The organism is Pseudomonas sp. NBRC 111130 (assembly GCF_001320485.1).
In the GTDB taxonomy this organism is placed as follows: domain Bacteria; phylum Pseudomonadota; class Gammaproteobacteria; order Pseudomonadales; family Pseudomonadaceae; genus Aquipseudomonas; species Aquipseudomonas vlassakiae.
Genome location: NZ_BCBG01000011.1, coordinates 89,289 through 113,631, shown reverse-complemented (window position 1 = coordinate 113,631; position 24,343 = coordinate 89,289). Strand labels below are relative to the sequence as shown.

Sequence of the window (24,343 nt, the reverse complement as noted above, 5' to 3'; positions counted from 1 at the left end):
TTGCACGGCAGGCAGAACAGGCAAATTCCGCTGCTCTCATCAAGCAAAGGAGCCGGCCATGCCCATCCCGCCCAATGTGCACTACGCCACCATCGAAAAGAACATCCCTGCCTGGCTCAAACGAAGCTCCGAGCCCCTGCATCGCGAACTACGCAATTGGCAACAGGCCCCGGCCTGGCTGGCAGCAGCCATCGAGCGACAGCCAGACGTCGCTCGGGCCTGGAGCGAAGAACATGCTCGGCATCGTGAGCATCAGGCAGACGTGCAGAAGCTGTTCGCCCATTTGCCCGACCTTGAGACCTACGCCAGAAAAGCACTGACCGACGCCATCAATGAACGGTTCAAGCCTGAGTCCCCCATCGATGTGGACAATACCTACCTCATCGATGCTCGCCTGATTGACATCAACAATGCCATCCACAGCCGCCAGGCCGTGGACCGGGCGACGCGCTCGCTGCTGCACTGTGCCTTGCACAACTTCGATGCCGACGCGGCGGCCGAACATGGCATGGACGCGCCCGAAACGCTGCTGAAAAAGTCAGTCATCGTCGATTACCGGCGATTCATGGGCACCGTACCCATCATCAACAGGGTCGACATCACCGCCGAGGCCTTCGCCGACCTGTGCCGCAACCTGGATATTGGCGCCAGATACCACGACCTCGTGCATGCCATCTACTACCCAGCCGCGACGGCCGGGCGCAGCGCCGACGACGCGGCACTGGATGTTTACCTGACGTTGGGCAGGGCCGAAGTTTCGGCATTCAGGCAGTCCTTGCACTTCGCTCGGCTGAAGGGCGATATCGACAAGGACTTCTATGAAGCGGCCCTTGCCGTGCCCTTGGACAAGGCACCGACGGCGAATACCACCATCACCTTCAGCACACTCAGCCTCTGGGAAGCCGAGTTGAGCGGCATCGTCCTCGTCACGCGGGAAGCAAATGGGCAAAAGACCCAAGCCCTCTACAATGCGCAGGACGACGAGACACCGATCAAGACCTTCAGCTCCATCGACATGCTGGAAAAAGAGCTGAGCGACCGGCTACGAGCGAATATCGACTACCTAGACCCGCACATTGCCGACCGCGACAAAGCCTCGGTGCAATACCGCCTGGCGGAACGCCTGACACCCATCCAATGGAGCACACGCGGCCTGCACGAGCGCGTGCCTGACCCACACACCAGCCTGTACCCGGTCAGCCGACCGTTCAGCCATGCGTTCCAGGGCATGATGGCGTTCAAGAAGGCCGAACGCCATGAGAAGGATGCGCTGTACCATGCGGTCCCTACCGAAATCGTTGACCGCCGTACCGCCCAGGCCCACCGCGAACTGATCTTTGGCCGTGTGTTGACCGGCTTGAACATCGCTGGTTTCTTCGTGCCTGGCCTAGGCCAGCTCATGCTTGCAGTGTGCGTGACCCAACTGGCCTTCGAGGTTTATGACGGCATCGAAGCCTGGCACAACGACGAGCGCGACACTGCGCTCAATTACCTGGTCGACGTGATCGAGAACGTTGCGATCATGGCTGCCCTCACCGCTGCGCATCAGGCATTGAAAGGCATCAAGGGCGAAACCAGCGGCCCGGCAGAAGAGCTCGAGGTAGAGCGCATTCCGCTGGAGACACCTTCCTTCATCGAAGAACTGGAAGAAGTCGAGATGCCCGACGGCCAGACCCGCTTGTGGAAACCCGACCTGACGCCCTACCGAAGCAACCAAGCGCTACCCAATGGCCTCGAACCGGATGAACGTGGCCTGCGCCAGCACCAAGGCAAGCAATGGCTGGTCGTCGAAGGCCAGCAATACCAGGTCGAGCAAACGCCGGCGACGGGCGAATACCGCCTGCGGCATCCCTCTACCCCGCATCGCTACCAGCCCCTCCTCAGGCACAATGGCGCCGGTGCCTGGCTGCTGCCCGGGGAGCAGCCGCAGCAATGGGCAGGCACGGCGTTACTGCGCCGGCTCGGTCACTTGAGCGCACACTTCGACGAAACGACGCTGCAGCGGATTCTCGACATCAGTGCTACCCACGAAGACGTAATCCGCCGAACCCTGGCGGAAAACGGGCGACTGCCTGCCTTGCTGGAAGATGCCTTGCAGCGCTTCAAGCTCGACCAAAGCATCCGCCAGATACCAGATAGCAGAGCCTGGCCTGCCGCATTCGCACGGGCCTATGAAAGCCTACCCATTGTCCAGGCACCTAACGGTGAACTCATCCGGCGTGTCTATCCCGGCCTACCGAGCCCGGTCATCGACGAGCTGGCACGCAGTGCCGATGCCCGTGAACAGCAGGAACTGGGCAGCGGAAAAATGCCCCTGCGCCTGGCTGAGGAAGCCCGCATCTACCTACAGCAGACCCGCCTGGCCCGCGCCTACGAGGGTTTGTTCCTGGCGAGCGTGCGCAATTGGGATAGCGACTGCCTGATCCTCCACACCCTGCAGCGCTTGCCCCACTGGCCGGCAGATACGCGCCTGGAACTGCGCCAACGACGCTTCTGGCCCAGCCAAAGTGCCAGCATTGGCCCCCTCGATGCGCGCCTGCAGAAAACCATCAGCAGCGCCGAAGCGGGTTACATCGTCCATGTCGATGGCCCGACGGACACGCCCGCGCCCCTTTACCCAAACCTGCCGGCCGCGCTCTTCACGGCATTGCCTGAAGCCATGACGCAACTGGGCGTCTCCGGGTCGATCGACTTGCAGCACCTGCTGCAACGCAGCCCGCTACTACCCCGAGCGGAGTTGCGTGCGGTGCTGGGCATGCGCCCCGTGCGCCCAGGTTATCGCTCCCCCATGCGGCTTGCCGATGGGCGCGTAGGCTACCCGTTGAGCGGCGGCCTGCCGTCCACCGCCGACATCAGCCGTCAGACCTTGCTCGACGCAGTGGCCGCGACCGGATTGCCCGAGCACACCCGCAGGTCGGCGGAGCAGATTCTGCTGACCCTCACCAGCCCCGGCCGTACCCGGTTGCAAGTATTCGAGCGCCTGCAACAGCTACTGGAGCAGCGCAACGAACTGCAAAGCCGGCTGGACGAGTGGCGCGAAGGCATCGCCCCAAACTCCGAACAGTCCACAGCCGACCATGAGAACCTGCGCAATGCCATCATGCAGCACTGGTACGAGACCGCACTCGACGAGAACGGCGAGCATACGGCGCAACTGACCCTGCAACGAGTGCCCTGGGTGGATGTGCCGATGAACCTGCCACAGCACTTCACCGCCCAGGTTCGCCGGCTGCACCTGCTCGACCCGGCATCGGGCAACCTGGCCGGTTGGTCGCAGCATGACCGTATGCTGCAGCGCCTGCTGCGACAATTGCCTCACCTTGAGGAGCTGGAGATCAGCCGCCCGTACAACCCTCGGGCCACGCCTTCGCCGTTGCTGTTCAGCATCGCCACCATCAGCCAGCACCTGCCTGGCCTGCGCGCGCTGGCCTTGACCAACCAGAACATCGCACTCACCGCGACCGACCTCGACCTCCTGGCCGGGATGCCCCAGCTCAGGCGCCTGGAGCTGCGCGGCAACCGATTTGCCCAGCACAATACCCCGAGCCTCCACGAACTCTCACTGGAGTACCTGGGCCTGGACAACATGCAACTGAGCCAATGGCCCATCGGGCTCGGCGCCGATGCGCTAGGCCGCATTGCGCATGTATCGATGCGCAACAACAACCTCCGGTCACTGCCCACCTTCCTGATCAACGACCCGGACAGTGCACTGCGCCACAGCCTGCTCTCGCTGGAGGGCAACGACATCAACCAAGACCACCTGCAGCGTCTGTTGCTCAACGAAACCCGGTTGGCGTCGCACGTGACTGTGGATCATTCGCCGGCGGTTTCCGAACGGCTGGCGCGTATCCGTCGTGAGCGGCAACAACTGCGCGAGGCCATCGACGGTTGGGCGCAGGCTTCGACGTCCACCACGCCGTTGACGCAGGGCATGCTGGAGGATCGTGAACGCATCGAGGCGGCGCTCAACCGGTTCTGGGAGAACCAGGAACGCGGCCTGCCTTACCTGCGGCTGCAACTGGAGGATATAGCGCTGCAGCACTTCCCCAGCCGATTACCGGCATTCTTCCTCGAACGCGTGAATGCGTTGACGCTGAGCGGCGTCAGCGGCTCCACCGCACAGCTCGGCCAACTGCTTGAGCGCTTCCCCAACATCACCCGCCTGACCATTGACGCGCACATGGATGCCACGCCGTCGCTGGCATCTGCCCTGAGACGCCTGCCGCAGCTGGCTCATCTGGAATTTCGCAACATGGGCCTGGAGATCGACCAAGTCATGCTCGACACCTTCGGCGACCTGCCTCGCCTCACCTCGCTGGATTTGTCTGGCAACCGGGTTGGGGCCATTACCCAGGCACCAGCGGGGCTGGCCTCGAGCCTGACGTCGCTGAGCCTCAGCAATATGGGGCTGCAAGCCTGGCCCGCCTGGTGCGAAGGGTTGCTGCCACTGGAGCTGCTGGACTTGAGCACGAACAACATCGCTCAATTGCCTGACTACATTCTGCAGAACATGGAAAACCAAATGCCGATTTCATCGATCGCCCTGTTCGACAACCCTCTGGCATTGGACACCATCGTGCGTCTTCGGGTGTATTCGGAAAGCCAGCACAGCTTCACCTTCGCTCTGGACACCAACAGCCTGCTACTGACCGATACCTCAGATGACGACTCGTTGCTGGACCACCCCCACTTCCCGCTCGCCAGTGACGATACCCCACGGGTCGAATTGTGGAGCTTGGGCAATGAAGCCCAGAACGAAGCCCTGCTCGATTCCTGGCAAACCCTGCAGCAGCAGACGGACGGCGACAATCTGTTGCGGCTGGCCGGCCGCTTGCGCAACGCCGCGCCCTATGTCGACCCAACCTCACAAGCCGCCTTTGGCGAACGGGTACGCCTGATGCTGGTTACCGCAGCCACCCATGACGAGCTGCGCCCAACCATGAGCGCCATTGCAGCGGAGGCGCTGCCTGACCCGCTGACCGGCGCGCAGACCTGCCACGATGGTGCGCTCCAGACATTCAACAACATCGAGCTTCTGATGATGAGCAGCCGGGTTTTGACCGATGCCGGCGACTCGCTGGAGGACATGTATCGACGCCTGCGCCAGCTGTACCGCATGGGGCAACTGGAGCTGCTGGCCAATCAGCGTACTGCCCAAGGCGATCATGTCTCGGTACGCCTGGCCTACCGCCGCGAACTCGCCGCCGAACTGGACCTGCCGATTGCCGATGGCATGCGTTTCCGCGGGGCTGCCATGCTGGCCCCCGGCGAACTGGCCAGCGTCCTGGAGCAGGTCCGGGAGCGAGAAGGCAGCGATGCGTTCGTTACTTACCTGTTGGCGAACGACTATTGGACGGACCGCCTGCGTGCCGAATACGCAAGCCGTTTCGACGCAATTACTGAACGTTTCGGTGAACGTGTTCAGGAACTGAGCGCCCTGGACCTTCCCCTGCAGGAGGAACTGGCCCTGCAACAGGGGCTGCACGATGACAAACAGCAACAGGAGATCGACCTGCTTCAGGAGCTGACCCGTCTATACATCCGGCACGACAGACCAGCGCGCTTGACGGCTGGCGGTGGCCAGCCGGCTGCGAGCTACCGTCCGTAGTGCGACTGGCCCCACGCCAGCATGGCCGCCAGCAGTGCGCGCAATACATCCTGAGTCGGGGCGGCGAGGTCCTGGCGATAAGCAAACGGCGCTGTTTCATCCATATAGGTGGACTGTGCCAGCTCCAGCTGCACCGCATGGATGTGCCTGGCCGGGTCTCCATAGTGGCGGGTGATGTGCCCGCCCTTGAAACGCCCGTTCAACACATGGCTGTAGCCCTGGGCCTCGGCGCACACACCTTGCAGGCGCTCGGCCAGTTGCGGGTCGCAACTGGCGCCATTGAAGGTACCCAGGTTGAAGTCTGGCAGCTTGCCGTCGAACAGGTGCGGGATCAGCGAACGAATCGAGTGGGCGTCCCACAGCAGCGCGTAACCGTGCACGTCACGCAGGCGAGCCAGCTCGCTCTGGATCGTGTCGTGATAGGGGCGCCAGACACCTTCCAGGTAACGGCTGCGCTCTTCGGCTGTCGGCGCCAGCCCTTCCTTGAAAAGTGGTTCGCCGTCGAAAAGGGTCGACGGGTACAAACCGGTAGTAGCGCCCGCGTACAGTGGTTTGTCATCGTCCGGACGGTTCAGATCGATGACGAAACGCGAATACTCCGCTGCGACCACGCTCGCCCCCAATTCGCGGGCGAAGTCATACAGGCGCGGGATGTGCCAGTCGGTGTCGGGCAGGCTGCGGGCCTGCTCGACCAGGCCCTTGTCCACGGCCGGGGTCAGCTTGAGGCCGGCATGGGGCATGCTGATCAGCAGCGGCAGGCGGCCTTGGTGAAAACTCAGTACCTTGTCCATCGTGCCTCGCTCAGTCAAGTAATTCGTGGCCCTTGCGCACCACGCGCTTGGGCAGGTCGCCGCCGAGCCAGTAGGCCAGGTCGGCAGGACGGGCAATCTGCCAGGCGACGAAGTCGGCGACCTTGCCGACCTCCAGCGAACCGTGGCTGTCACCCAAACCCAGTGCCGTGGCAGCGTGCAGGGTGACGCCAGCCAGGGCTTCTTCCGGCGTCATGCGGAACAGCGTGCAGCCCATGTTCAGCATCAGGCGCAGCGACAACCCCGGCGAGGTGCCTGGGTTGAGGTCGCTGGCCAAGGCAATCTTCACGCCGTGACGGCGCAAGGCATCCATCGGCGGCAGCTGGGTTTCGCGCAGGAAGTAGAACGCCCCCGGCAGCAACACAGCGACCGTGCCAGCGGCGGCCATGGCGATCGCATCCTCCTCGGTCATGAATTCCAGGTGGTCCGCCGACAGCGCCTGATAACGCGCCGCCAGGCTGGAGCCGTGCAGCGAAGACAGCTGCTCGGCATGCAGCTTCACCGGCAGGCCCAGCTCATGCGCCTTGATGAACACCTTTTCGACTTGCGCCGGGGAAAACGCCAGGTGTTCGCAAAAGGCATCCACCGCATCCACCAGGCCTTCAGCGGCCAAAGCCGGCAGCATCTCGTCACAGATGTGCGCGATGTAATCATCTGCCCTGCCGGCATACTCCGGCGGCAAGGCGTGGGCAGCCAGGCAGGTGGCGCGCACCGCCAGCGGCAGCTCGTCGGCCAGGCGCCGGGCCACGCGCAGCATCTTGCGCTCGTTGGCCAGGTCCAGGCCGTAACCGGACTTGACCTCGAGGGTGGTCACGCCATCGCGCATCAACGCCTGAACCCGCTGGCGAGCACTGGCGAACAGCTCATCCTCGCTGGCCGCGCGGGTGGCCCGCACAGTGCTGGCGATACCACCGCCCTGGGCAGCGATCTCGGCATAGCTGACGCCCTGCAGGCGCTGCTCGAACTCGCCGCTACGGTTGCCACCGAACACCGCATGGGTGTGGCAATCGATCAGACCCGGGGTGACCCAGGCGCCGCCCAGGTCCACCGTTCGGTCAACCTCCAAAGGCTGCAGCTCGGCGCGAGGGCCAATCCACTCGATGAGCCCAGCACTGGTGACGATGGCCGCGTCCTCGATGATCGAGTAACGGCCCTCGGCCAGGGTTGCCGCGTGGCAGTGCTGCCAGAGGGTTCTCATGTGCGATCTCCTTGACTAGCGGTGCAGCTCGACCGGCACGTGCTTGCCTGCGCGCGGCTTGCACCACAACAGGTAGGACGCCACCAGGAACACCACCCAGACCACACCGACCAACAAGGCCGCCTGGGTATCCGGGAAGTAACCGAGCACACCGAAAATGAACACCATGAAGGCAATGGCCATGGCTGGGCCGTAAGGCCAGAACGGTACCGGGAACTTCAGTTGGGCCGCCTCTTCACGGCTCATGCTGCGACGCATGGCCACCTGGGTGACCAGGATCATCAGCCATACCCACACAGTAGCGAAGGTGGCGATAGAGGCGATAAGCAGGAACACGTTTTCCGGGATCAGGTAGTTGAGCAGCACGCCGACCAGCAGCGCCGCGCCCATCACCACCACGGTCATCCATGGCACGCCGTGCTTCGACAACTTGCCAAAGCTGCGCGGCGCGTGGCCTTGCTGGGCCAGGCCATACATCATGCGACCGGCGCCGAAGATGTCGCTGTTGATCGCCGAGATCGCGGCCGAGATCACCACGATGTTCAGCACTGCAGCGGCCGAGCCGATGCCCAGGTGGCTGAAGATCTGCACGAACGGGCTGCCTTCGCTGCCGATCTGCGGCCACGGGTACAGGCACATCAGCACGAACAGGGTCAGTACATAGAACAGCAGGATGCGCAGCGGCACGGCATTGATCGCCTTGGGGATGACGCGCTGCGGGTCCTTGGCTTCACCAGCGGTGACGCCGATGATTTCGATGCCACCGAAGGCGAACATCACTACGGCGAACGAGGCGATCAGGCCACCGATGCCATTGGGCATGAAGCCGCCATGTTCGAACAGGTTGCTGATGCCGGCAGCATGTTCGCCACTCACCTGGCTGAAGCCGAAGGCCATGATGCCGAGACCGGCGAGGATCATCGCCACGATGGCGCCGACCTTGAGCAGCGACAGCCAGAATTCCATTTCGCCGAACACCTTGACGTTGCACAGGTTGAGTCCGCCGATCACGAAGACGATGCCCAGCACCCAGATCCAGCGGGCCACTTCCGGGAACCAGAAGCCCATGTAGATACCGAAGGCGGTGATGTCGGCGATGGCCACAATGACCATTTCGAAGGCGTAGGTCCAACCGAGGATGAAGCCGGCCATGGGGCCGAGGTAGGTGGTGGCGTAATGGCCGAAAGAACCGGCTACCGGGTTGTGCACGGCCATTTCGCCGAGGGCGCGCATGACCATGAATACCGCAGCGCCGCCAATCAGGTAGGCCAGCAGTACAGCCGGGCCGGCCATCTGGATCGCCGAGGCGGAGCCGTAGAACAGGCCGGTACCGATGGCAGAGCCAAGGGCCATGAAACGGATGTGGCGGGCCGTTAGCCCGCGCTTGAGACCTTGAGCTTGTTGCATGTCACGTCCTTAAATTGTTTTTGTGGTCGTGAGATCGAAGGGGGCTGCCTTGCAGCTCTTCGCGGGCGTGCCCGCTCCCACCAGTACAGTGCCAGCCGTGAGGGCTTCGGTACTCCTGTGGAAGCGGGCGTGCCCGCGAAAGGGCCGCATGGCGGCCCCGGGTGGCATCACAGGCTAGGCAGCACACCCGCAGGCAGCAGCCCGGTCAGGCAGCCCTTGGCCAGCAGCTCGACAGCTGCCTCGATGTCCGGTGCAAAGAAGCGGTCACGGTCATAGTGCGGCACTTCCCGGCGCAGCGCCTGACGCGCCTGCTCAAGCTTCGCCGAAGTCTTCAGGCCTTTGCGCAGGTCCAGCCCCTGACACGCACCCAGCCATTCGATGGCCAGCACGCCACGGGTGTTCTCGGCCATTTCCCATAGGCGCTTGCCAGCGGCCGGGGCCATCGACACGTGGTCTTCCTGGTTGGCCGAGGTCGGCAGGCTATCGACACTATGCGGGTGCGACAAGGCTTTGTTCTCGCTGGCCAGGGCGGCAGCGGTAACCTGAGCGATCATGAAGCCGGAGTTGACCCCGCCATTTTCCACCAGGAACGGCGGCAGCTGGGACATGTGCTTGTCCATCATCAGCGAGATGCGGCGTTCGCTCAGCGAACCGATTTCGGCAATCGCCAAGGCGATGTTGTCGGCGGCCATGGCGACCGGCTCAGCGTGGAAGTTGCCACCGGAAATCACATCGCCTTCGGCGGCGAATACCAACGGGTTGTCCGACACTGCGTTGGCTTCGATGCCCAGCACCTCGGCAGCCTGGCGGATCTGGGTCAGGCAGGCGCCCATGACCTGTGGCTGGCAGCGCAGCGAGTACGGGTCCTGGACCTTGTCACAGTTCTTGTGCGACAGCGACACTTCGCTGGAGTCGCCGAGCAGGTCGCGGAAGCAGGCAGCGGTATCGATCTGCCCACGCTGGCCACGCACTTCGTGGATACGCGCATCGAATGGCGAACGCGAACCCAGCGCAGCTTCGACGCTCAACCCACCACAGGCGATGGCGGCGGCATACAGGTCTTCAGCCTGGAACAGGCCGCGCAGGGCATACGCGGTGGACGCCTGGGTGCCGTTGAGCAGGGCCAGGCCTTCTTTGGCGGCGAGGGTCAGCGGCTCAAGGCCGGCAACAGCCAGGGCTTCGGTAGCCGACAGCCACTGGCCCTGGTGACGGGCCTTGCCTTCGCCCAGCAGCACCAGCGACATATGCGCCAGCGGTGCCAGGTCGCCAGAAGCGCCAACCGAGCCTTTGAGCGGGATGTGCGGGTAGACTTCGGCGTTGACCAGGGCGACCAGTGCATCGATGACCTTGCGGCGGATACCGGAGAAGCCACGGCTGAGGCTGTTGATCTTGAGGACCATGATCAGCCGTACCAGGGCGTCATCCAGCGGCGCGCCAATACCGGCGGCGTGGGACAGCACCAGCGAGCGCTGCAGGTTTTCCAGGTCGTGGCTGGCGATGCGGGTCGAAGCCAGCAGGCCAAAACCGGTGTTGATGCCGTAGGCGGTACGGTCTTGGGCAATGATCTGCTCGACACAGGCGACGCTGGCGTCGATGGCCGGCGCGGCGCTGGCGTCCAGCTGCAGGCGCACAGGCGCGGCGTGGATGGCACGCAGCTGGGCCAGGGTCAGGGTACCGGGCTTGAGGGTCAGTACGGTCACTTCGCTACTCCAATTCTGTCAGGGGCCCGCAGGCCCCTCTTCTATTCAGTATCACTCAAAGCGCAGCGATCAGCCCGTGATCATTGGCAGGTCGAGGCCCTGCTCCTTGGCGCAGTCGATGGCGATGTCGTAACCGGCATCGGCGTGGCGCATCACGCCAGTCCCCGGGTCGTTGGTCAGCACCCGAGCGATACGTTCGGCGGCTTCATCGGTGCCATCGCAGACGATGACCATGCCCGAGTGCTGGGAGAAGCCCATGCCTACGCCACCGCCGTGGTGCAGCGATACCCAGGTGGCGCCGCCTGCGGTGTTGAGCAGGGCGTTGAGCAGCGGCCAGTCGGAGACGGCATCGGAGCCATCGCGCATGGCTTCGGTTTCGCGGTTGGGACTGGACACCGAGCCGGAGTCCAGGTGGTCACGGCCGATGACCACCGGTGCCGACAGCTCGCCGCTGCGGACCATTTCGTTGAAGGCCAGGCCCAGCTTGGCGCGCAGGCCCAGGCCAACCCAGCAGATACGTGCCGGCAGGCCCTGGAAGCTGATGCGCTCGCGGGCCATGTCCAGCCAGCGGTGCAGGTGGGCGTCGTCCGGGATCAGTTCCTTGACCTTGGCGTCGGTCTTGTAGATGTCTTCAGCGTCGCCGGACAGCGCCGCCCAGCGGAACGGGCCGATGCCACGGCAGAACAGCGGACGGATGTAGGCCGGGACGAAGCCTGGGAAATCGAAGGCGTTGGCTACGCCCTCTTCCTTGGCCATCTGGCGAATGTTGTTGCCGTAGTCGAAGGTCGGGATGCCTTGCTTCTGGAAGTCGAGCATGGCCTGTACGTGCACGGCCATCGACTGTTTGGCGGCCTTGACCACAGCAGCCGGCTCGGTCTGCGCGCGGTCGCGGTACTGCTCCCAGGTCCAGCCGGCTGGCAGGTAGCCGTTCAGTGGGTCATGGGCGCTGGTCTGGTCGGTGACCATGTCCGGGCGCACGCCACGCTTGACCAGCTCTGGCAGGATTTCGGCGGCGTTGCCATGCAGGGCGATGGAGATCGCCTTGCCTTCGGCGGTGTACCTGGCGATGCGGGCCAGGGCGTCGTCGAGGTCAGTTGCCTGCTCGTCGACATAGCGGGTTTCCAGGCGGAAGTCGATGCGGCTCTGCTGGCATTCGATGTTCAGCGAGCAGGCACCGGCCAGGGTTGCCGCCAGTGGCTGGGCACCGCCCATGCCGCCGAGGCCGGCAGTCAGCACCCACTTGCCTTTCAGGCTGCCGCCGTAGTGCTGGCGACCGGCTTCGACGAAGGTTTCGTAGGTGCCCTGGACGATGCCCTGGCTGCCGATGTAGATCCAGCTGCCGGCGGTCATCTGGCCGTACATGGCCAGGCCCTTGGCGTCCAGTTCGTTGAAGTGCTCCCAGTTGGCCCAGTGCGGTACCAGGTTGGAGTTGGCGATCAGTACACGCGGCGCGTTGCTGTGGGTCTTGAACACGCCGACCGGCTTGCCCGACTGCACCAGCAGGGTTTCGTCGTCTTCCAGTCGGGTCAGGGTCTCGACGATCTTGTCGTAGCAGGCCCAGTTGCGCGCGGCGCGGCCGATGCCGCCATACACCACCAGCTCTTTCGGATTTTCCGCGACCTGCGGGTCGAGGTTGTTCATCAGCATGCGCAATGGCGCTTCGGTCAGCCAGCTCTTGGCGGTCAGCTTGTTGCCACGGGGGGCACGGATTTCAACGTCACGGTATTTGTTGTTGTCGGTCACGGGAAGGTCCTCGGCGGTTGTCCGCGGGCAGATGTGTCGTGGTCAATATACAAACACATCTTTACTTGTATGTACAAGCATGGACAAGCAAAATAATCGGACCGCTCCTCCGAATTCATGAAAGAACTGGGGCCGCTTCGCGCCCCTTTCGCGACACAAGGCCGCTCCTGCAGGGGAACGCATATCCCTGTAGGAGCGGCCTTGTGTCGCGAAAGGGGCGCGAAGCGGCCCCGGCTATCTCAAACTGGAATGAGTTCGATCAGGCAGAACCGACCCTGTACCTCCAGCCCCAACAACTCGTCATTGCCCTCCAACCGCAGGCAGTCATACAGCCCCAAACGCTGCACTTCATGCCCAGCCATCGCCACTTCCACCTGATTGCTCGCGGCAAACAGCAACACCGTCGACGCCGAGCTGTACAAGCGGCTGGTACCGTCGAACCACTGCAAGCGCGCCCGATAGCGCTGCGGCGCATAGATCAGGTTGAAGTCGCGGATCGGCCCACCGAGCAATTTGCAGCTGACCTGGCTCTCGCCACTGAAGGCGAACGCATCGAACGGCAACAATGGCCGGGTGGCCTGCTCGTCGACCAGCAAGCGCATGCCGTCTCCCTGCAGCACGGTGATGATCCGCTGGTAGCCGGCAAACACGGAAAACCCACCCGATTCCTCGATATCGGCAATCGACAGGCGCCAACCGAAGCCATCGAGCCCCTCGCCATTATCACGGGTAATCTCTTCGGTGAAACCGCCACCGTTCTTCCACGGCATGCGCGGGTAATTCTGCGCACGCAGCAACTGCAACTGGGTCATTTACTGAAACGTCCTTCAAGGCGGTGACGGGAACCGGGGTGGATCAGCCGCGCTGCAGTCACGGGCTGACGCCCCGACCAGGTGCGACGACGGATCAGCAGGCAGGGCTCGCCGCGCTCGATCTGCAACAGGCGACACTCTTCGGGCTCGGCGAGAATCGCCTCGACCACGTGCTCACCCTCGGTCAGCGGCGCCACCTGGGACAGGTAGGCGTAAGGCGTCTGCCGGGTGAAGTCCTGCTTGAGGTAGTCGGGGGCGATGGCGGCGTTGACGTAGCGGTCCTCGATCTGCACCGGCACGCCGTTTTCGCAATGCACGATCAACGAGTGAAACACCCGCTGCCCTTCGCGCATGTCCAGGGCCAAGGCGCGTTCGGAACCAGCGGCCTCTTCGGCCAGCTTGATCACCTGGCAGCTATGCTGGTGACCACGGCCGGCGATCTCGTCGGCAATGTTGTTGACTTCGAACAGCGCCGAGCGGGTCTTGGGCTCGGCGACGAAGGTGCCTACCCCCTGCATCCGCACCAGCAGGCCTTCAGCGGTGAGTTCACGCAAGGCGCGGTTGATGGTCATGCGGCTGAAGCCCAGCTCGCTGACCAGTTCGCTCTCTGAGGGCACCCGGTGATGCGGCGGCCAGCTGCCGTTTTCGATCTGCTGGATGATCATTTGCTTGACCCGGGCATACAGCGGCGCCGGGCCCTCGCCCATCTGGGCAACCAGCGCGGAGACAGGAGGTGTCGGCACGGCGTTGAGTCCTTAGGCAATGGAATGAGCGGTAGCTTGCCGCAGTTTACCCGGCAGGCAAACGCCTGTATATGTATATACAAGTCAAACAATAACAGGATTCTCTCCGATGTCCGCCTATTTTGCCGAACGCGCCCTGCTGCCTACGGGTTGGGCCAGTAACGTCCGCCTCGAAGTGTCCAGTGACGGCCTGCTCAGCCGCATCGAAGCCGACGCTTCGGCCGAAGGCGCCGAACGCCTGACCGGGCCGTTGCTGCCCGGCATGCCCAACCTGCACTCGCATGCGTTCCAAAGGGCCATGGCTGGGCTGGCGGAAGTCGCAGGCAACCCCAACGACAGCTTCTGGACCTGGCGCGAGCTGATGTATCGCCTGGTCGGCAAGATCACCCCGGAGCAGCTGCAGGTCATTGCCCGCCAGCTGTACATCGAGATGCTCAAGGCCGGCTACACCTCGGTGGCCGAGTTCCACTACGTGCATCATGACCAGGCAGGCAAAGCCTACGCCGACCCGGCCGAGCTGTCCCGACGCATCAGTGCAGCTGCGGCCAGCAGCGGCATCGGCCTGACCTTGCTGCCAGTGCTGTACAGCCACGCCGGTTTTGGCGGCCAGGCGCCGAACGAAGGGCAGCGGCGCTTCATCAACTCCACCGACCAGTACCTGCACCTGCAGGCGCAACTGGCGCCAATATTGGCAGCGCAACCTGCGCAGCAGCTGGGCCTGTGCTTCCACTCCTTGCGCGCGGTCACGCCCGGCCAGATCGCCGAGGTACTGGCCGCCGGTAACCCGCAGTGCCCGGTTCATATCCACATCGCCGAACAGCAGAAGGAAGTCGACGACTGCCTGGCCTGGAGCGGGTTGCGGCCGCTGCAGTGGTTGTATGAACACGTCGATGTGGACCGTCGCTGGTGCCTGGTGCACGCCACCCATGCCGAAGCCGACGAAGTCACGGCCATGGCGCGCAGTGGTGCAGTGGCCGGCTTGTGCCTGACCACCGAAGCCAACCTCGGCGACGGTATCTTCCCGGCGGTGGACTTCCTGGCCCAGGGCGGGCGCATGGGCATTGGCTCGGACAGCCATGTGTCGCTGAGCGTGGTCGAGGAGCTGCGCTGGCTGGAATATGGCCAGCGCCTGCGGGACCAGCGGCGTAACCGGCTGTACCGTGGCGACCAACCAATGGTCGGGCGTACGCTCTACGACGCGGCACTGGTTGGCGGGGCGCAGGCGCTGGGGCAAGCCGTTGGCGAGCTGGCGGTAGGCAAGCGGGCCGACTGGCTGGTGCTGGATGGGCAGGACCCGTACATCGCCATGGCCGAAGGCGACGGGATTCTCAACCGCTGGCTGTTCGCTGGCGGCGACCGTCAGGTGCGGGATGTGATGGTCAATGGGCAGTGGGTGGTGCGTCAGGGGCAGCATGCCCATGAAGAGGAGAGCAGGCAGGCGTTTGCTGAAGTACTGCGGCAACTCCTGGGCTAACTGGGGCCGCTTTGCGGCCCTTCGCGGGCTTGCCCGCTCCCACAGGATGGCGCGAATCCCTGTGGGAGCGGGCAAGCCCGCGAAGGGCTGCAAAGCAGCCCCAGTTTCTTTAATGCATCTGCACGATCTGCTTGTCGGATGTACGCCAGATCAGCCGGCTGGTGTCATAGCCCTGCTGGCGGGCCTTGGACATCAGGCTCTCGCGCTCCCACACCGGCAGAGTCGGTGTGCGCGACAAAATCCACAGGTACTTGCGGTCCGGGCTGCCGACGATCGCGGTACGGTAGCGGTCGTCCACGTACAGGATCCAGTACTCGCCCTTGGCCACGCCCGGGACCAGGCGGGTAAACCAGTTGTCGAACTCCACCCACAGCCTGTCGGTATGCCCCGGCTCCTGGATGTATGCGTGCCCCTCGGCGCGCAGCCACTCATCGCCCATCGTGCGGCAGCGGTTGAGCACACCGTAGGAGCCATCGGGCTTGAGGTTGTAGTGCGCTTCGGACTGCGCACAGTCGGCCTGGTACTTCATCGGCAGGCGCGCCAGCTCATACCATTTGCCCTGATAGCGCTTGAGGTCGACATCACCCGCCGTCTTCGGCGCCAGCGGATCGTTGGCGGAAGTGGCACAACCACCCAGCAGCATCACCAGGCACAGCCCCAGCAGAACGTGCAAACGCCTCATTTGAGGCCCTGCCCGGAGTAGATCAGCACCTTGTCGGCCGCGTATTGCACGCTGATGAAGCTCTTCTCGTCCCCCCAGGTACAGCTGCTCATGCCCAGTGCGCCAGAGCACTCGGTGGGCGTGCCGAGCAGTTGCTCGACCTCGGCCTTGTTCATACCGGCCTTGAGCTTGGAATAGTTTTCCTGATTGATCTTGCTGCACGCGGTCAGGACGACGCACAAGGACAACAGGGCGAGGGAACGCAACGACATGAAGGGACACTCCTGGGAAATAGACACAGGCGAGTGGCCTGCAGTGACCTTCGACGTGAAAATCCCTCCCTGGTTCCCTGACAACACCGCTTTCGTCGTACACCGTTGGTCGGCTGGCCCTGCGCAAACGATTAATGTTTCAGCTCACCGCGACGACACAGCGAGCACGCTGTGGCGCATTGCCACAGTCCCCTCCTACGCCTTGCCTTGTGCAGACCAGAAAAATGACCAAGAACCTCAAGTTCAGCCACAAGATCCTGCTGGCCGCCGCCCTCGTGGTGGCCGTTGCCTTCACCTGTTTCGTACTGTTCAACGACTACCGACAACGCCAGTCCCTGCGCAGCGACACGCAGACCACGCTGCAGGACCTGGGCAGCCTCACCGCCGGCAACATCCGCAACTGGCTCGACAGCCGGATCCAGTTGCTCGACTCGCTGGCCCAGCAAGTTGCGGTCGATGGGCCGGGCAAAGCCAGCCTGGACCGCAGCCTGGCCTTGCCGGTCTACGGCAAGAATTTCCAGCTCACCTATTTCGGCGGCCAGGACGGCAGCATGCAGTCGGTACCGGTGGGTAACCGCGCCGCCGACTACGACCCGCGGGTGCGGGGCTGGTACAAGGCGGCCACTGCCAGCGGCCAGACCATCGTCACCGAGCCGTACATCTCAGTGTCGGCCGGCAAGCTGGTGATCACCCTGGCCACCCCGGTGCAGCAAGCCGGCAGGCTGATCGGCGTCAGCGGCGCCGACACCGACCTGCAGACCATCAGCAACCTGATCAATGCCCTGAACTTCGACGGCCAGGGCCATGCTTTCATCGTCAATGGCGATGGCAAGATCCTCATCCACCCGAAAGCCGACCTGGCCCTGAAGACCCTGGCCGATGTCTACCCGCAGGACACGCCGCGAATCGGCAGCGGGCTCAAGGAAGTCGAAGTCGACGGCCACAAGCAGTTCATCAGCTTCACCCACGTCGACGGCGTGCCGTCGGCAGACTGGTACGTGGCCCTGGTACTCGACCAGGATGCAGCGTTCGCCATGCTGGGTGAACTGCGCACCTCCGCCATCATCGCCACCTTGATCGCGGTTGTGGCGATCATCGCCCTGCTCGGCCTGCTGATCCGCGTGCTGATGGCGCCATTGCACCTGATGGGCCGCGCCATGCATGACATCGCCGAAGGCGAAGGCGACCTGACCCGGCGCCTGACCATCCACGCCCAGGACGAATTCGGCAGCCTTGGCCAATCGTTCAACCGCTTCGTCGAGCGTATTCACGAATCGATCCGCGAAGTGGCCTCGGCCACCGGCCAGGTCAACGCCGTGGCTGCCCAGGTGGTGAGCGCTTCGAATGCCTCGATCAACAACGCCGACCAGCAGTCCAGCCGCACCAACAGCGTGGCGGCAGCCATCAATCAGCTAGGCGCCGCCGCCCAGGAAATCGCCCAGAACGCCGCGCTGGCCTCGCAACACTCCAGCGAAGCCCGTGGCCTGGCCGAGGATGGCCAGCAGGTGGTCGGGCGCACCATCGACGTGATGAACCAATTGTCGGCACGGATCAGCGACTCGTGTGGCAACATCGAGACGCTCAACGCCCACACCGCCAACATCGGTCAGATCCTCGATGTGATCAGCGGTATTTCCCAGCAGACCAACCTGCTGGCGCTCAATGCCGCGATCGAAGCGGCCCGTGCCGGCGAGGCCGGGCGTGGCTTTGCCGTGGTTGCCGATGAAGTTCGCAACCTCGCGCACCGTACCCAGGAGTCGGCACAGCAGGTACAGCGCCTGATCGAAGAACTGCAGGCCGGCGCGCAAGTGGCGGTCAGCACCATGAACCAGAGCCGCGCGCACAGCGATCACAGCGTGGGCATTGCCAACCAGGCTGGCGAGCGGCTGGGCAGCGTGACCCAGCGCATTGGCGAAATCGATGGCATGAACCAGTCGGTGGCCACCGCCACCGAAGAGCAGACGGCCGTGGTCGAGTCGATCAATGTCGACATCAACGAGATCAATGCGTTGAACCAGGAAGGGGTGCAGAACCTGCAGAGCACCTTGCGTGCCTGCACCGACCTTGAGCATCAGGTCGAGCGGTTGAAGCATCTGGTAGGCAGCTTCCGGATCTGAAACCGCTGGGGCCGCTGTGCGGCCCCAAGGGCCTAGAACCTGGACCCAGGCTCCAGCAAAAAGTCCATCTCTTCGCTGGTACTCGGCCGCCCCAGCACCAGATTGCGGTGCGGGAAGCGGCCGAAGCGGGCAATCACCCGCTGATGCTGCTCGGCATAATCGAGGAAGCCTTCGAACAAGCGCCGGTGATCCTCGGGCTGCTCTTCCAGCAGCACCTGGTAACGCTCGACGCACAGGTTCTGCCAGTCCAGCACTTCGGCATGCTCCAGCACCAGCAGCACGAACACACGCTGGATCGGCAGCAACTGGTAATCCCAGTTTTTCTGCAGGCCCTGCATGGCCACTACCTGCGCTCGCCGGTCGCCTTCGAAGGCGCGCGGCGTGTCGCGGTAGAGCATGCGTGGCAGCTGATCCAGCAGGATCAGCAGGCCGAGCCAGCCCTGTGGGCTCTGCTGCCACTCGTCGAGCCCACCCGCCAGGGCCTGCTCGACCAGGTCACCAAACAGCGCCTGGGCTTCGGCATCGTGATGCTTGCCGAACCACAGCGTGCTCTTCTCGTCAGCCACGGCCTGGGGACTGGTGCCCCAACCGAACCACCACTCCAGCAACGGCTGCCAAGGTGCGAGCATGACTTACTCCTTGTGGTAGGCGGTGACGCGCTCGACCTCTTCCTTCGAGCCGAGGATCACCGACACGCGCTGGTGCAGGCTCTCCGGCTTGATGTCGAGGATGCGATCGTAACCGTTGGTGGAGGCGCCGCCGGCCTGCTCGATGATGAACGACATCGGGTTGGCTTCGTACATCAGGCGCAGCTTGCCCGGCTTGCTCGGCTCACGGGCATCGCGCGGGTACATGAACAGACCGCCACGGGTCAGGATACGGTGCACGTCGGCCACCATCGAGGCGATCCAGCGCATGTTGTAGTTCTTCTTCAGCGGGCCGGTCTCGCCAGCCAGCAGTTCACCTACGTAGCGCTGCACCGGAGCTTCCCAGTGACGCTGGTTGGACATGTTGATGGCGAACTCGGCGGTGCTTTCCGGCACGCGGATGTTCTCGTGGGTCAGGACGAAGCTGCCCAGCTCGCGGTCCAGGGTGAAGCCCTTGACGCCATTGCCCAGGGTCAGGATCAGCATGGTCTGCGGGCCATAGATGGCGTAACCGGCGGCGACCTGCTGGGTGCCTGGCTGCAGGAAGGCGTTCTCGTTCAGGGTTTCGTTCTGGCTCAGGTACTCGTTAGGGCAACGCAGGACCGAGAAGATGGTGCCGACCGACACGTTGACATCGATGTTGGACGAACCGTCCAGCGGGTCGAAGACCAGCAGGTAGGCGCCTTTCGGGTACTTGCCAGGGATCTGGTAGGCGTTGTCCATTTCCTCGGACGCCATGCCGGCCAGGTGGCCGCCCCACTCGTTGGCTTCGAGCAGGATGTCGTTGGAGATCACGTCCAGTTTCTTCTGGACTTCGCCCTGCACGTTTTCCGTGCCCATGCTGCCCAGCACGCCGCCGAGGGCGCCCTTGGACACGTGATGGCTGATTTCCTTGCACGCACGCGCCACCACTTCGATCAGGAAGCGCAGATCGGCAGGGGTATTGTTGCTGCGGGTCTGCTCAATCAGATAGCGACTCAGGGTAACGCGGGACATGTATGGCTCCGAAAGGATAGGGGGTGAAAAACCCCCGCAGTTTACAGGGAGAGTTGCGGCCTAGCGAGCAAAGAGACTCGCCTTCCGGCGTTGAGTTCAGCAAGTGCCTGGCCAATGGTCGGCTGCCCGGCGTATTGCGCGGGCTTTGCAGGAGCGGCCTTGTGTCGCGAAAGGGGTGCGAAGCACCCCCAGGATTTCAGCTTCGCAACGAATATTGCCGGGGCCGCTTCGCGGCCCTTTCGCGACACAAGGCCGCTCCTACACAGACCGCACTCGCCTTCAATCCAGCGCCTTCCAGATCTCGGTGGCGTATTCACGAATGGTCCGGTCCGAGGAGAACCACCCCATCCGCGCCGTGTTCAGCACCGCCATGCGCCACCATTCCTGCGGTGTGTGCCACAACTCCTCGACCCGCCGCTGGGCATCCCAGTAGGCATCGAAGTCGGCGCACACGAGGAAGCGGTCATAGGCCACCAACCCGTCGATCAGCCCGGCATAGCGCGAGGGATCATCCGGCGAGAACACCCCGCTGCGAATCGCCTGCAGCACATCGTTAAGGCGACTGGACGCGGCAATCGCCGCATTCGCACCGAAGTCCCCCGCCTTGCGCCGCGCCTCCACCTGCTGCGCGGTCAGGCCGAAGATGAACATGTTGTCCGCCCCCACCTGCTCGCACATCTCGACGTTGGCACCGTCGAGCGTACCGATGGTCAATGCGCCGTTGAGGCCGAACTTCATGTTGCTGGTGCCGGACGCTTCGTAACCGGCGGTGGATATCTGCTCCGAGAGGTCTGCCGCCGGGATGATGCTTTCAGCCAGGCTGACGTTGTAGTTGGGCAGGAACACCACCTTGAGCAGGCCGCGCACGGTCGGGTCGTTGTTGACCACCCGGGCGATGTCGTTGGCCAGCTTGATGATCAGCTTGGCCTGGTGGTAACTGGCCGCCGCCTTGCCGGCGAAAATCTTCACCCGCGGTACCCAGTGGGTAGCGGGGTCGTTGCGCATGGCCTGGTACAGCGCCACGGTGTGCAGCAGGTTGAGCAACTGGCGCTTGTACTCGTGGATGCGCTTGACCTGAACATCGAACAGCGCCTCTGGGTTGACCGTGACGCCGACCCGGTCCTGGATGATGCTGGCCAGGGCACGCTTGCTGTGCAGTCGCTGGGCGGCGAACTGTTTGCGGAAGCCCGCCTTGTCGGCGAATGGCACCAGCCCGGCCAGGCGGCCCTCGGGGTCGTCCTTGAGCTCCGGCCCGAGCGCCTCGACCAGCATCTCGGTCAATTGCGGGTTGGACTGGTACAGCCAGCGGCGGAAGGTGATGCCGTTGGTCTTGTTGTTGATCCGCTGCGGGTAGAGCTTGTGCAGATCGGCGAACACCGTGCTTTTCATCAGTTTGCTGTGCAACGCCGATACGCCGTTGACGCTGTGCGAACCGAGAAATGCCAGGTTGCCCATACGCACCCGACGGCCGTTGTCCTCTTCGATCAGCGAGACGGCGCGCAGCACGTCGAAATCGTGCAGGCCTTTGGCGCGCAGGCTATCGATATGGTAGGCATTGATCAGGTAGATGATCTGCATATGCCGGGGCAACATCCGCTCCACCAACGCCACGGGCCAGGTTTCCAAGGCTTCGGGCAACAGCGTGTGGTTAGTGTAGGCAAGGGTGCCGACCGTCAGTTCCCACGCGGTATCCCAGGGAATTTCGTGCTGGTCGACCAGCAGGCGCATCAGCTCGGCCACGGCGATCGACGGGTGAGTGTCATTGAGCTGGATGGCCGCCGCATCGGGCAGGTTGAGCAGGTTGTCATGCATGTTGAGGTGGCGACGCAGCAGGTCCTGCAGCGAGGCCGACACGAAGAAGTACTCCTGGCGCAGGCGCAGTTCCTGGCCGGCCTCGGTGCTATCGGCCGGGTACAACACCCGCGATATGCTCTCGGCCCGCGCGACTTCAGCGACCGCGCCGAGGTGGTCACCGGCATTGAAGCGCTCCAGGTGCAGCTCTTCCAGGGCCCGCGCCCGCCACAGGCGCAGGGTGTTGACACTGGCTCCGCGCCAGCCGACCACGGGCGTATCGTAGGCGACTGCCCGCACCGTCTCGCCCGGCCACCAGACCTGGCGTTGCTGGCCGTGGGTGTCGTGCACGGTTTCGACACTACCGCCGAAACTGATCGGGTAAATCACCTCGGCGCGCTCGAACTCCCAGGGGTTACCGAAGTCCAGCCAGTTCTCGGTCTGCTCCTGCTGCCAGCCATCGACCAGCGCCTGGCGGAACAGCCCATGTTCGTAGCGAATGCCGTAACCATGGGCGGCGATGCCCAGGGTCGACATGCTCTCCATGAAGCAGGCCGCAAGGCGGCCGAGGCCGCCATTGCCCAGCGCGGCATCCGGCTCGAGCAGGCGAATGCGCTCCAGGTCAACGTTCAGGCCTTCGAGCGCATCGCGGGCGATGTCCAGCAGGCCGAGGTTGCTCAGGCTGTCGTAGAGCAGGCGGCCGATGAGAAATTCCAGGGAAAGGTAGTAGACCCGCTTCTGGCTGCGTCGGTAGGCGCGGCGGGTGTGGTCCATCCAGTGGTCGACCATGTGATCGCGCGCGGCCAGGGCAATGGCTTCGAACCAGTCATGGTCGAAGGCATGCTCCGGGTCCTTGCCGACCGCGTAGGTCAGCTTATCCAGTACAGCAGCGCGAAATTCCGCGACTTCGGCGTCACGAGCTTCAGGTTCCTGGGACATGGGGCATCCTCGGGCAAGTTGACGAAAGCGGAGGCAGATTGATCAGCCTAGACGCTTCGACCAAGAGCGACAGCCAGTGTTCGTGGTTTTCATGAAGCTTTGCGCTTTCGTTCGAAAGGTTGTTCAAAAATTGAGCAATTCCGGTATGATCGCGCCCCCCGAGACCGTGATACACCCCCATAACGATGAAAACGACCCTGATCGCCGCAGCCGAAGTCGACCGCCTGGAGACCTGGCAGCGCTACACCAGCAACATGTGCCATGGCTGCCATTCGACCTGTTGCACCCTGCCCGTGGAGGTGAAGATCAAGGATCTGATCCGCATTGGCGTGGTGGATGAGTTCGAGAAAGACGAACCGCCGAAGAACGTGGCCAAGCGTTTGCAGAAAGAAGGCATTATCGAGCGCTTCAACCAGAAGTCGGGGATCTTCACCCTGACCCGGATGAGCAACGATGACTGCATGTACCTGGATCGCAAGAGCCGGCTGTGCACCATTTATGACAAGCGGCCGGATACTTGCCGTAATCACCCGAAGGTCGGGCCGCGGCCGGGGTATTGTGCTTACAAGCCGAAGGTGGTTGGACGTTGACGGTCTCGCCAGGACTCAATAGACTTTCACCTGTCTCGATGTACACGGAGCTTCCGTCAGGAAGTGTCTAGACGCCGCCACCTGGTTCCGGCCGTGCCGGTTGATGGGTTTGGTCCCTAAGGGCATCCGCGATACGACCCCCTTCATTGGGGGTTTCGTATTTTTACAGACTGCTATCGCCTTACAGGCCGTCGAATCGGTTCATTTCTCAGTTTCTTCAGTATCAGCAACCAGCCTTTGATCTTTTCGTGCCGCTTCAGCGCAGTAGGCCTATTGGAAGGATGGCCAGGGTCACGCACATAAGCACTTTCCACATGGAGCTTCAGGCTACGGGGCGAGTCTCGACGCAAGTTGAAATACACCTCATATCGGCTGCCCTCCGGATACCCGAACTGATTACCCTCGATAGTCAACCAGTTGCTATGTCCAGTAAACAGGCATTGCCGGTCAGGCAAAGAAGCAATAATGGAAGGCAACTGAACTGACAGCTTGTGACGGTTAGGGCAGAAGGCACGGCGAATTCCCCGATGATCGATCAGCAAGTGATCGTGCCCCATATGATCGAAATCCAGTTCGGTACCTTGCTTTGGGCCATAGCTGACGCAATGACTTGAATATTCGACCGCCAGCGCTACTTCCTCCATCCCTTGGCCCGGGATCTTCAATTGATGTGAGAGTGGGCGCAAATGGAGCAGACTCCACGTACTGCCTGCGACCTCAATGTGGCCACGAGCCAAGTGCTCCTTCCACCCCTTGCCCTTCATTTTCTGCCTCAACCAATTGCCAGCAGGCAGCGTACTGAGGCAATCGGCTATTGCCAAAGACAGCTTGGT

17 protein-coding genes and 1 pseudogene are annotated in these 24,343 nt (G+C 63.2%); 5 read left to right on the top strand and 13 right to left on the bottom strand.

What is annotated here, in order from left to right; all coding sequences use genetic code 11:
- The first annotated feature begins 58 nt into the window (after positions 1–58).
- Positions 59–5,611, top strand: a complete 5,553-nt coding sequence (locus APH33_RS06000) for an NEL-type E3 ubiquitin ligase domain-containing protein (RefSeq protein WP_054884276.1) — start codon at positions 59–61, stop codon at positions 5,609–5,611.
- Here APH33_RS06000 and hutG read toward each other — a convergent pair.
- From hutG to hutC, 7 genes are all read right to left on the bottom strand, one after another.
- Complete coding sequence (gene hutG, locus APH33_RS05995; protein ID WP_054884275.1) at positions 5,599–6,402, bottom strand: N-formylglutamate deformylase; 804 nt, start codon at positions 6,400–6,402, stop codon at positions 5,599–5,601. The two genes, APH33_RS06000 and hutG, sit on opposite strands and share 13 nt — an antisense overlap.
- Positions 6,403–6,412: 10 nt before the next feature.
- Entirely contained in the window at positions 6,413–7,618 is a 1,206-nt protein-coding gene (gene hutI, locus APH33_RS05990; protein ID WP_054884274.1) for an imidazolonepropionase, read from the bottom strand.
- A 15-nt stretch (positions 7,619–7,633) separates the two neighbouring features.
- Complete coding sequence (locus tag APH33_RS05985) at positions 7,634–9,025, bottom strand: amino acid permease (RefSeq protein WP_054884273.1); 1,392 nt, start codon at positions 9,023–9,025, stop codon at positions 7,634–7,636.
- Between the two features lie 167 nt (positions 9,026–9,192).
- Positions 9,193–10,725: a histidine ammonia-lyase gene (gene hutH, locus APH33_RS05980; protein WP_054884272.1), complete on the bottom strand. Its 1,533-nt coding sequence runs from the start codon at positions 10,723–10,725 to the stop codon at positions 9,193–9,195.
- 69 nt (positions 10,726–10,794) lie between these two features.
- On the bottom strand, positions 10,795–12,468 hold the full coding sequence (hutU, locus tag APH33_RS05975; protein WP_054884271.1) for a urocanate hydratase: 1,674 nt from the start codon (positions 12,466–12,468) through the stop codon (positions 10,795–10,797).
- A 239-nt stretch (positions 12,469–12,707) separates the two neighbouring features.
- On the bottom strand, positions 12,708–13,280 hold the full coding sequence (locus APH33_RS05970; RefSeq protein WP_054884270.1) for a HutD family protein: 573 nt from the start codon (positions 13,278–13,280) through the stop codon (positions 12,708–12,710).
- Positions 13,277–13,987 (bottom strand): histidine utilization repressor, encoded by a 711-nt coding sequence (gene hutC, locus APH33_RS05965; protein ID WP_177332355.1) that lies wholly within the window; start codon positions 13,985–13,987, stop codon positions 13,277–13,279. Before hutC ends, APH33_RS05970 begins: the two co-directional genes overlap by 4 nt.
- A 145-nt stretch (positions 13,988–14,132) precedes the next feature.
- Here hutC and APH33_RS05960 point away from each other — a divergent pair, with 145 nt between their 5' ends.
- Entirely contained in the window at positions 14,133–15,497 is a 1,365-nt protein-coding gene (locus APH33_RS05960; RefSeq protein ID WP_054884268.1) for a formimidoylglutamate deiminase, read from the top strand.
- 109 nt (positions 15,498–15,606) lie between these two features.
- On the opposite strand, the gene APH33_RS05955 is transcribed toward APH33_RS05960, so the two are convergent.
- The gene (locus APH33_RS05955) at positions 15,607–16,179 is read right to left on the bottom strand and encodes a lipocalin family protein (RefSeq protein WP_054884267.1); all 573 of its coding nucleotides are present in this window, start codon (positions 16,177–16,179) and stop codon (positions 15,607–15,609) included.
- Positions 16,176–16,430: an outer membrane protein assembly factor BamE gene (gene bamE / locus APH33_RS05950; protein WP_027921036.1), complete on the bottom strand. Its 255-nt coding sequence runs from the start codon at positions 16,428–16,430 to the stop codon at positions 16,176–16,178. The genes APH33_RS05955 and bamE overlap by 4 nt, the downstream gene beginning before the upstream one ends.
- A 134-nt stretch (positions 16,431–16,564) precedes the next feature.
- Here bamE and APH33_RS27905 point away from each other — a divergent pair.
- Together APH33_RS27905 and APH33_RS27900 are read left to right on the top strand one after the other, a co-directional pair.
- Positions 16,565–17,692: pseudogene (locus APH33_RS27905) on the top strand (cache and HAMP domain-containing protein); the annotation flags it as partial.
- Positions 17,693–17,716: 24 nt separating this feature from the next.
- Positions 17,717–18,547, top strand: coding sequence for a methyl-accepting chemotaxis protein (locus APH33_RS27900; protein ID WP_371263235.1), 831 nt, complete (start codon positions 17,717–17,719; stop codon positions 18,545–18,547).
- A gap of 32 nt (positions 18,548–18,579) precedes the next feature.
- Here APH33_RS27900 and APH33_RS05940 read toward each other — a convergent pair whose 3' ends face one another.
- The 3 genes from APH33_RS05940 to APH33_RS05930 all read right to left on the bottom strand — a co-directional run bounded on the left by APH33_RS05940 (position 18,580) and on the right by APH33_RS05930 (position 22,920).
- Positions 18,580–19,176, bottom strand: coding sequence for a DUF924 family protein (locus APH33_RS05940; RefSeq protein ID WP_054884265.1), 597 nt, complete (start codon positions 19,174–19,176; stop codon positions 18,580–18,582).
- A 3-nt stretch (positions 19,177–19,179) separates the two neighbouring features.
- Positions 19,180–20,190 (bottom strand): class 1 fructose-bisphosphatase, encoded by a 1,011-nt coding sequence (locus APH33_RS05935; RefSeq protein ID WP_016712457.1) that lies wholly within the window; start codon positions 20,188–20,190, stop codon positions 19,180–19,182.
- Between the two features lie 279 nt (positions 20,191–20,469).
- The gene (locus APH33_RS05930) at positions 20,470–22,920 is read right to left on the bottom strand and encodes a glycogen/starch/alpha-glucan phosphorylase (RefSeq protein WP_054884264.1); all 2,451 of its coding nucleotides are present in this window, start codon (positions 22,918–22,920) and stop codon (positions 20,470–20,472) included.
- Between the two features lie 185 nt (positions 22,921–23,105).
- Here APH33_RS05930 and APH33_RS05925 point away from each other — a divergent pair, with 185 nt between their 5' ends.
- Positions 23,106–23,510 carry a YkgJ family cysteine cluster protein gene (locus APH33_RS05925; protein ID WP_003249225.1) on the top strand — a complete coding sequence of 135 codons (405 nt, stop codon included), beginning with the start codon at positions 23,106–23,108 and terminating at the stop codon, positions 23,508–23,510.
- A 173-nt stretch (positions 23,511–23,683) separates the two neighbouring features.
- On the opposite strand, the gene APH33_RS27170 is transcribed toward APH33_RS05925, so the two are convergent.
- Positions 23,684–24,154, bottom strand: coding sequence for a hypothetical protein (locus APH33_RS27170; protein WP_156351896.1), 471 nt, complete (start codon positions 24,152–24,154; stop codon positions 23,684–23,686).
- Between the last annotated feature and the right edge of the window lie 189 nt (positions 24,155–24,343).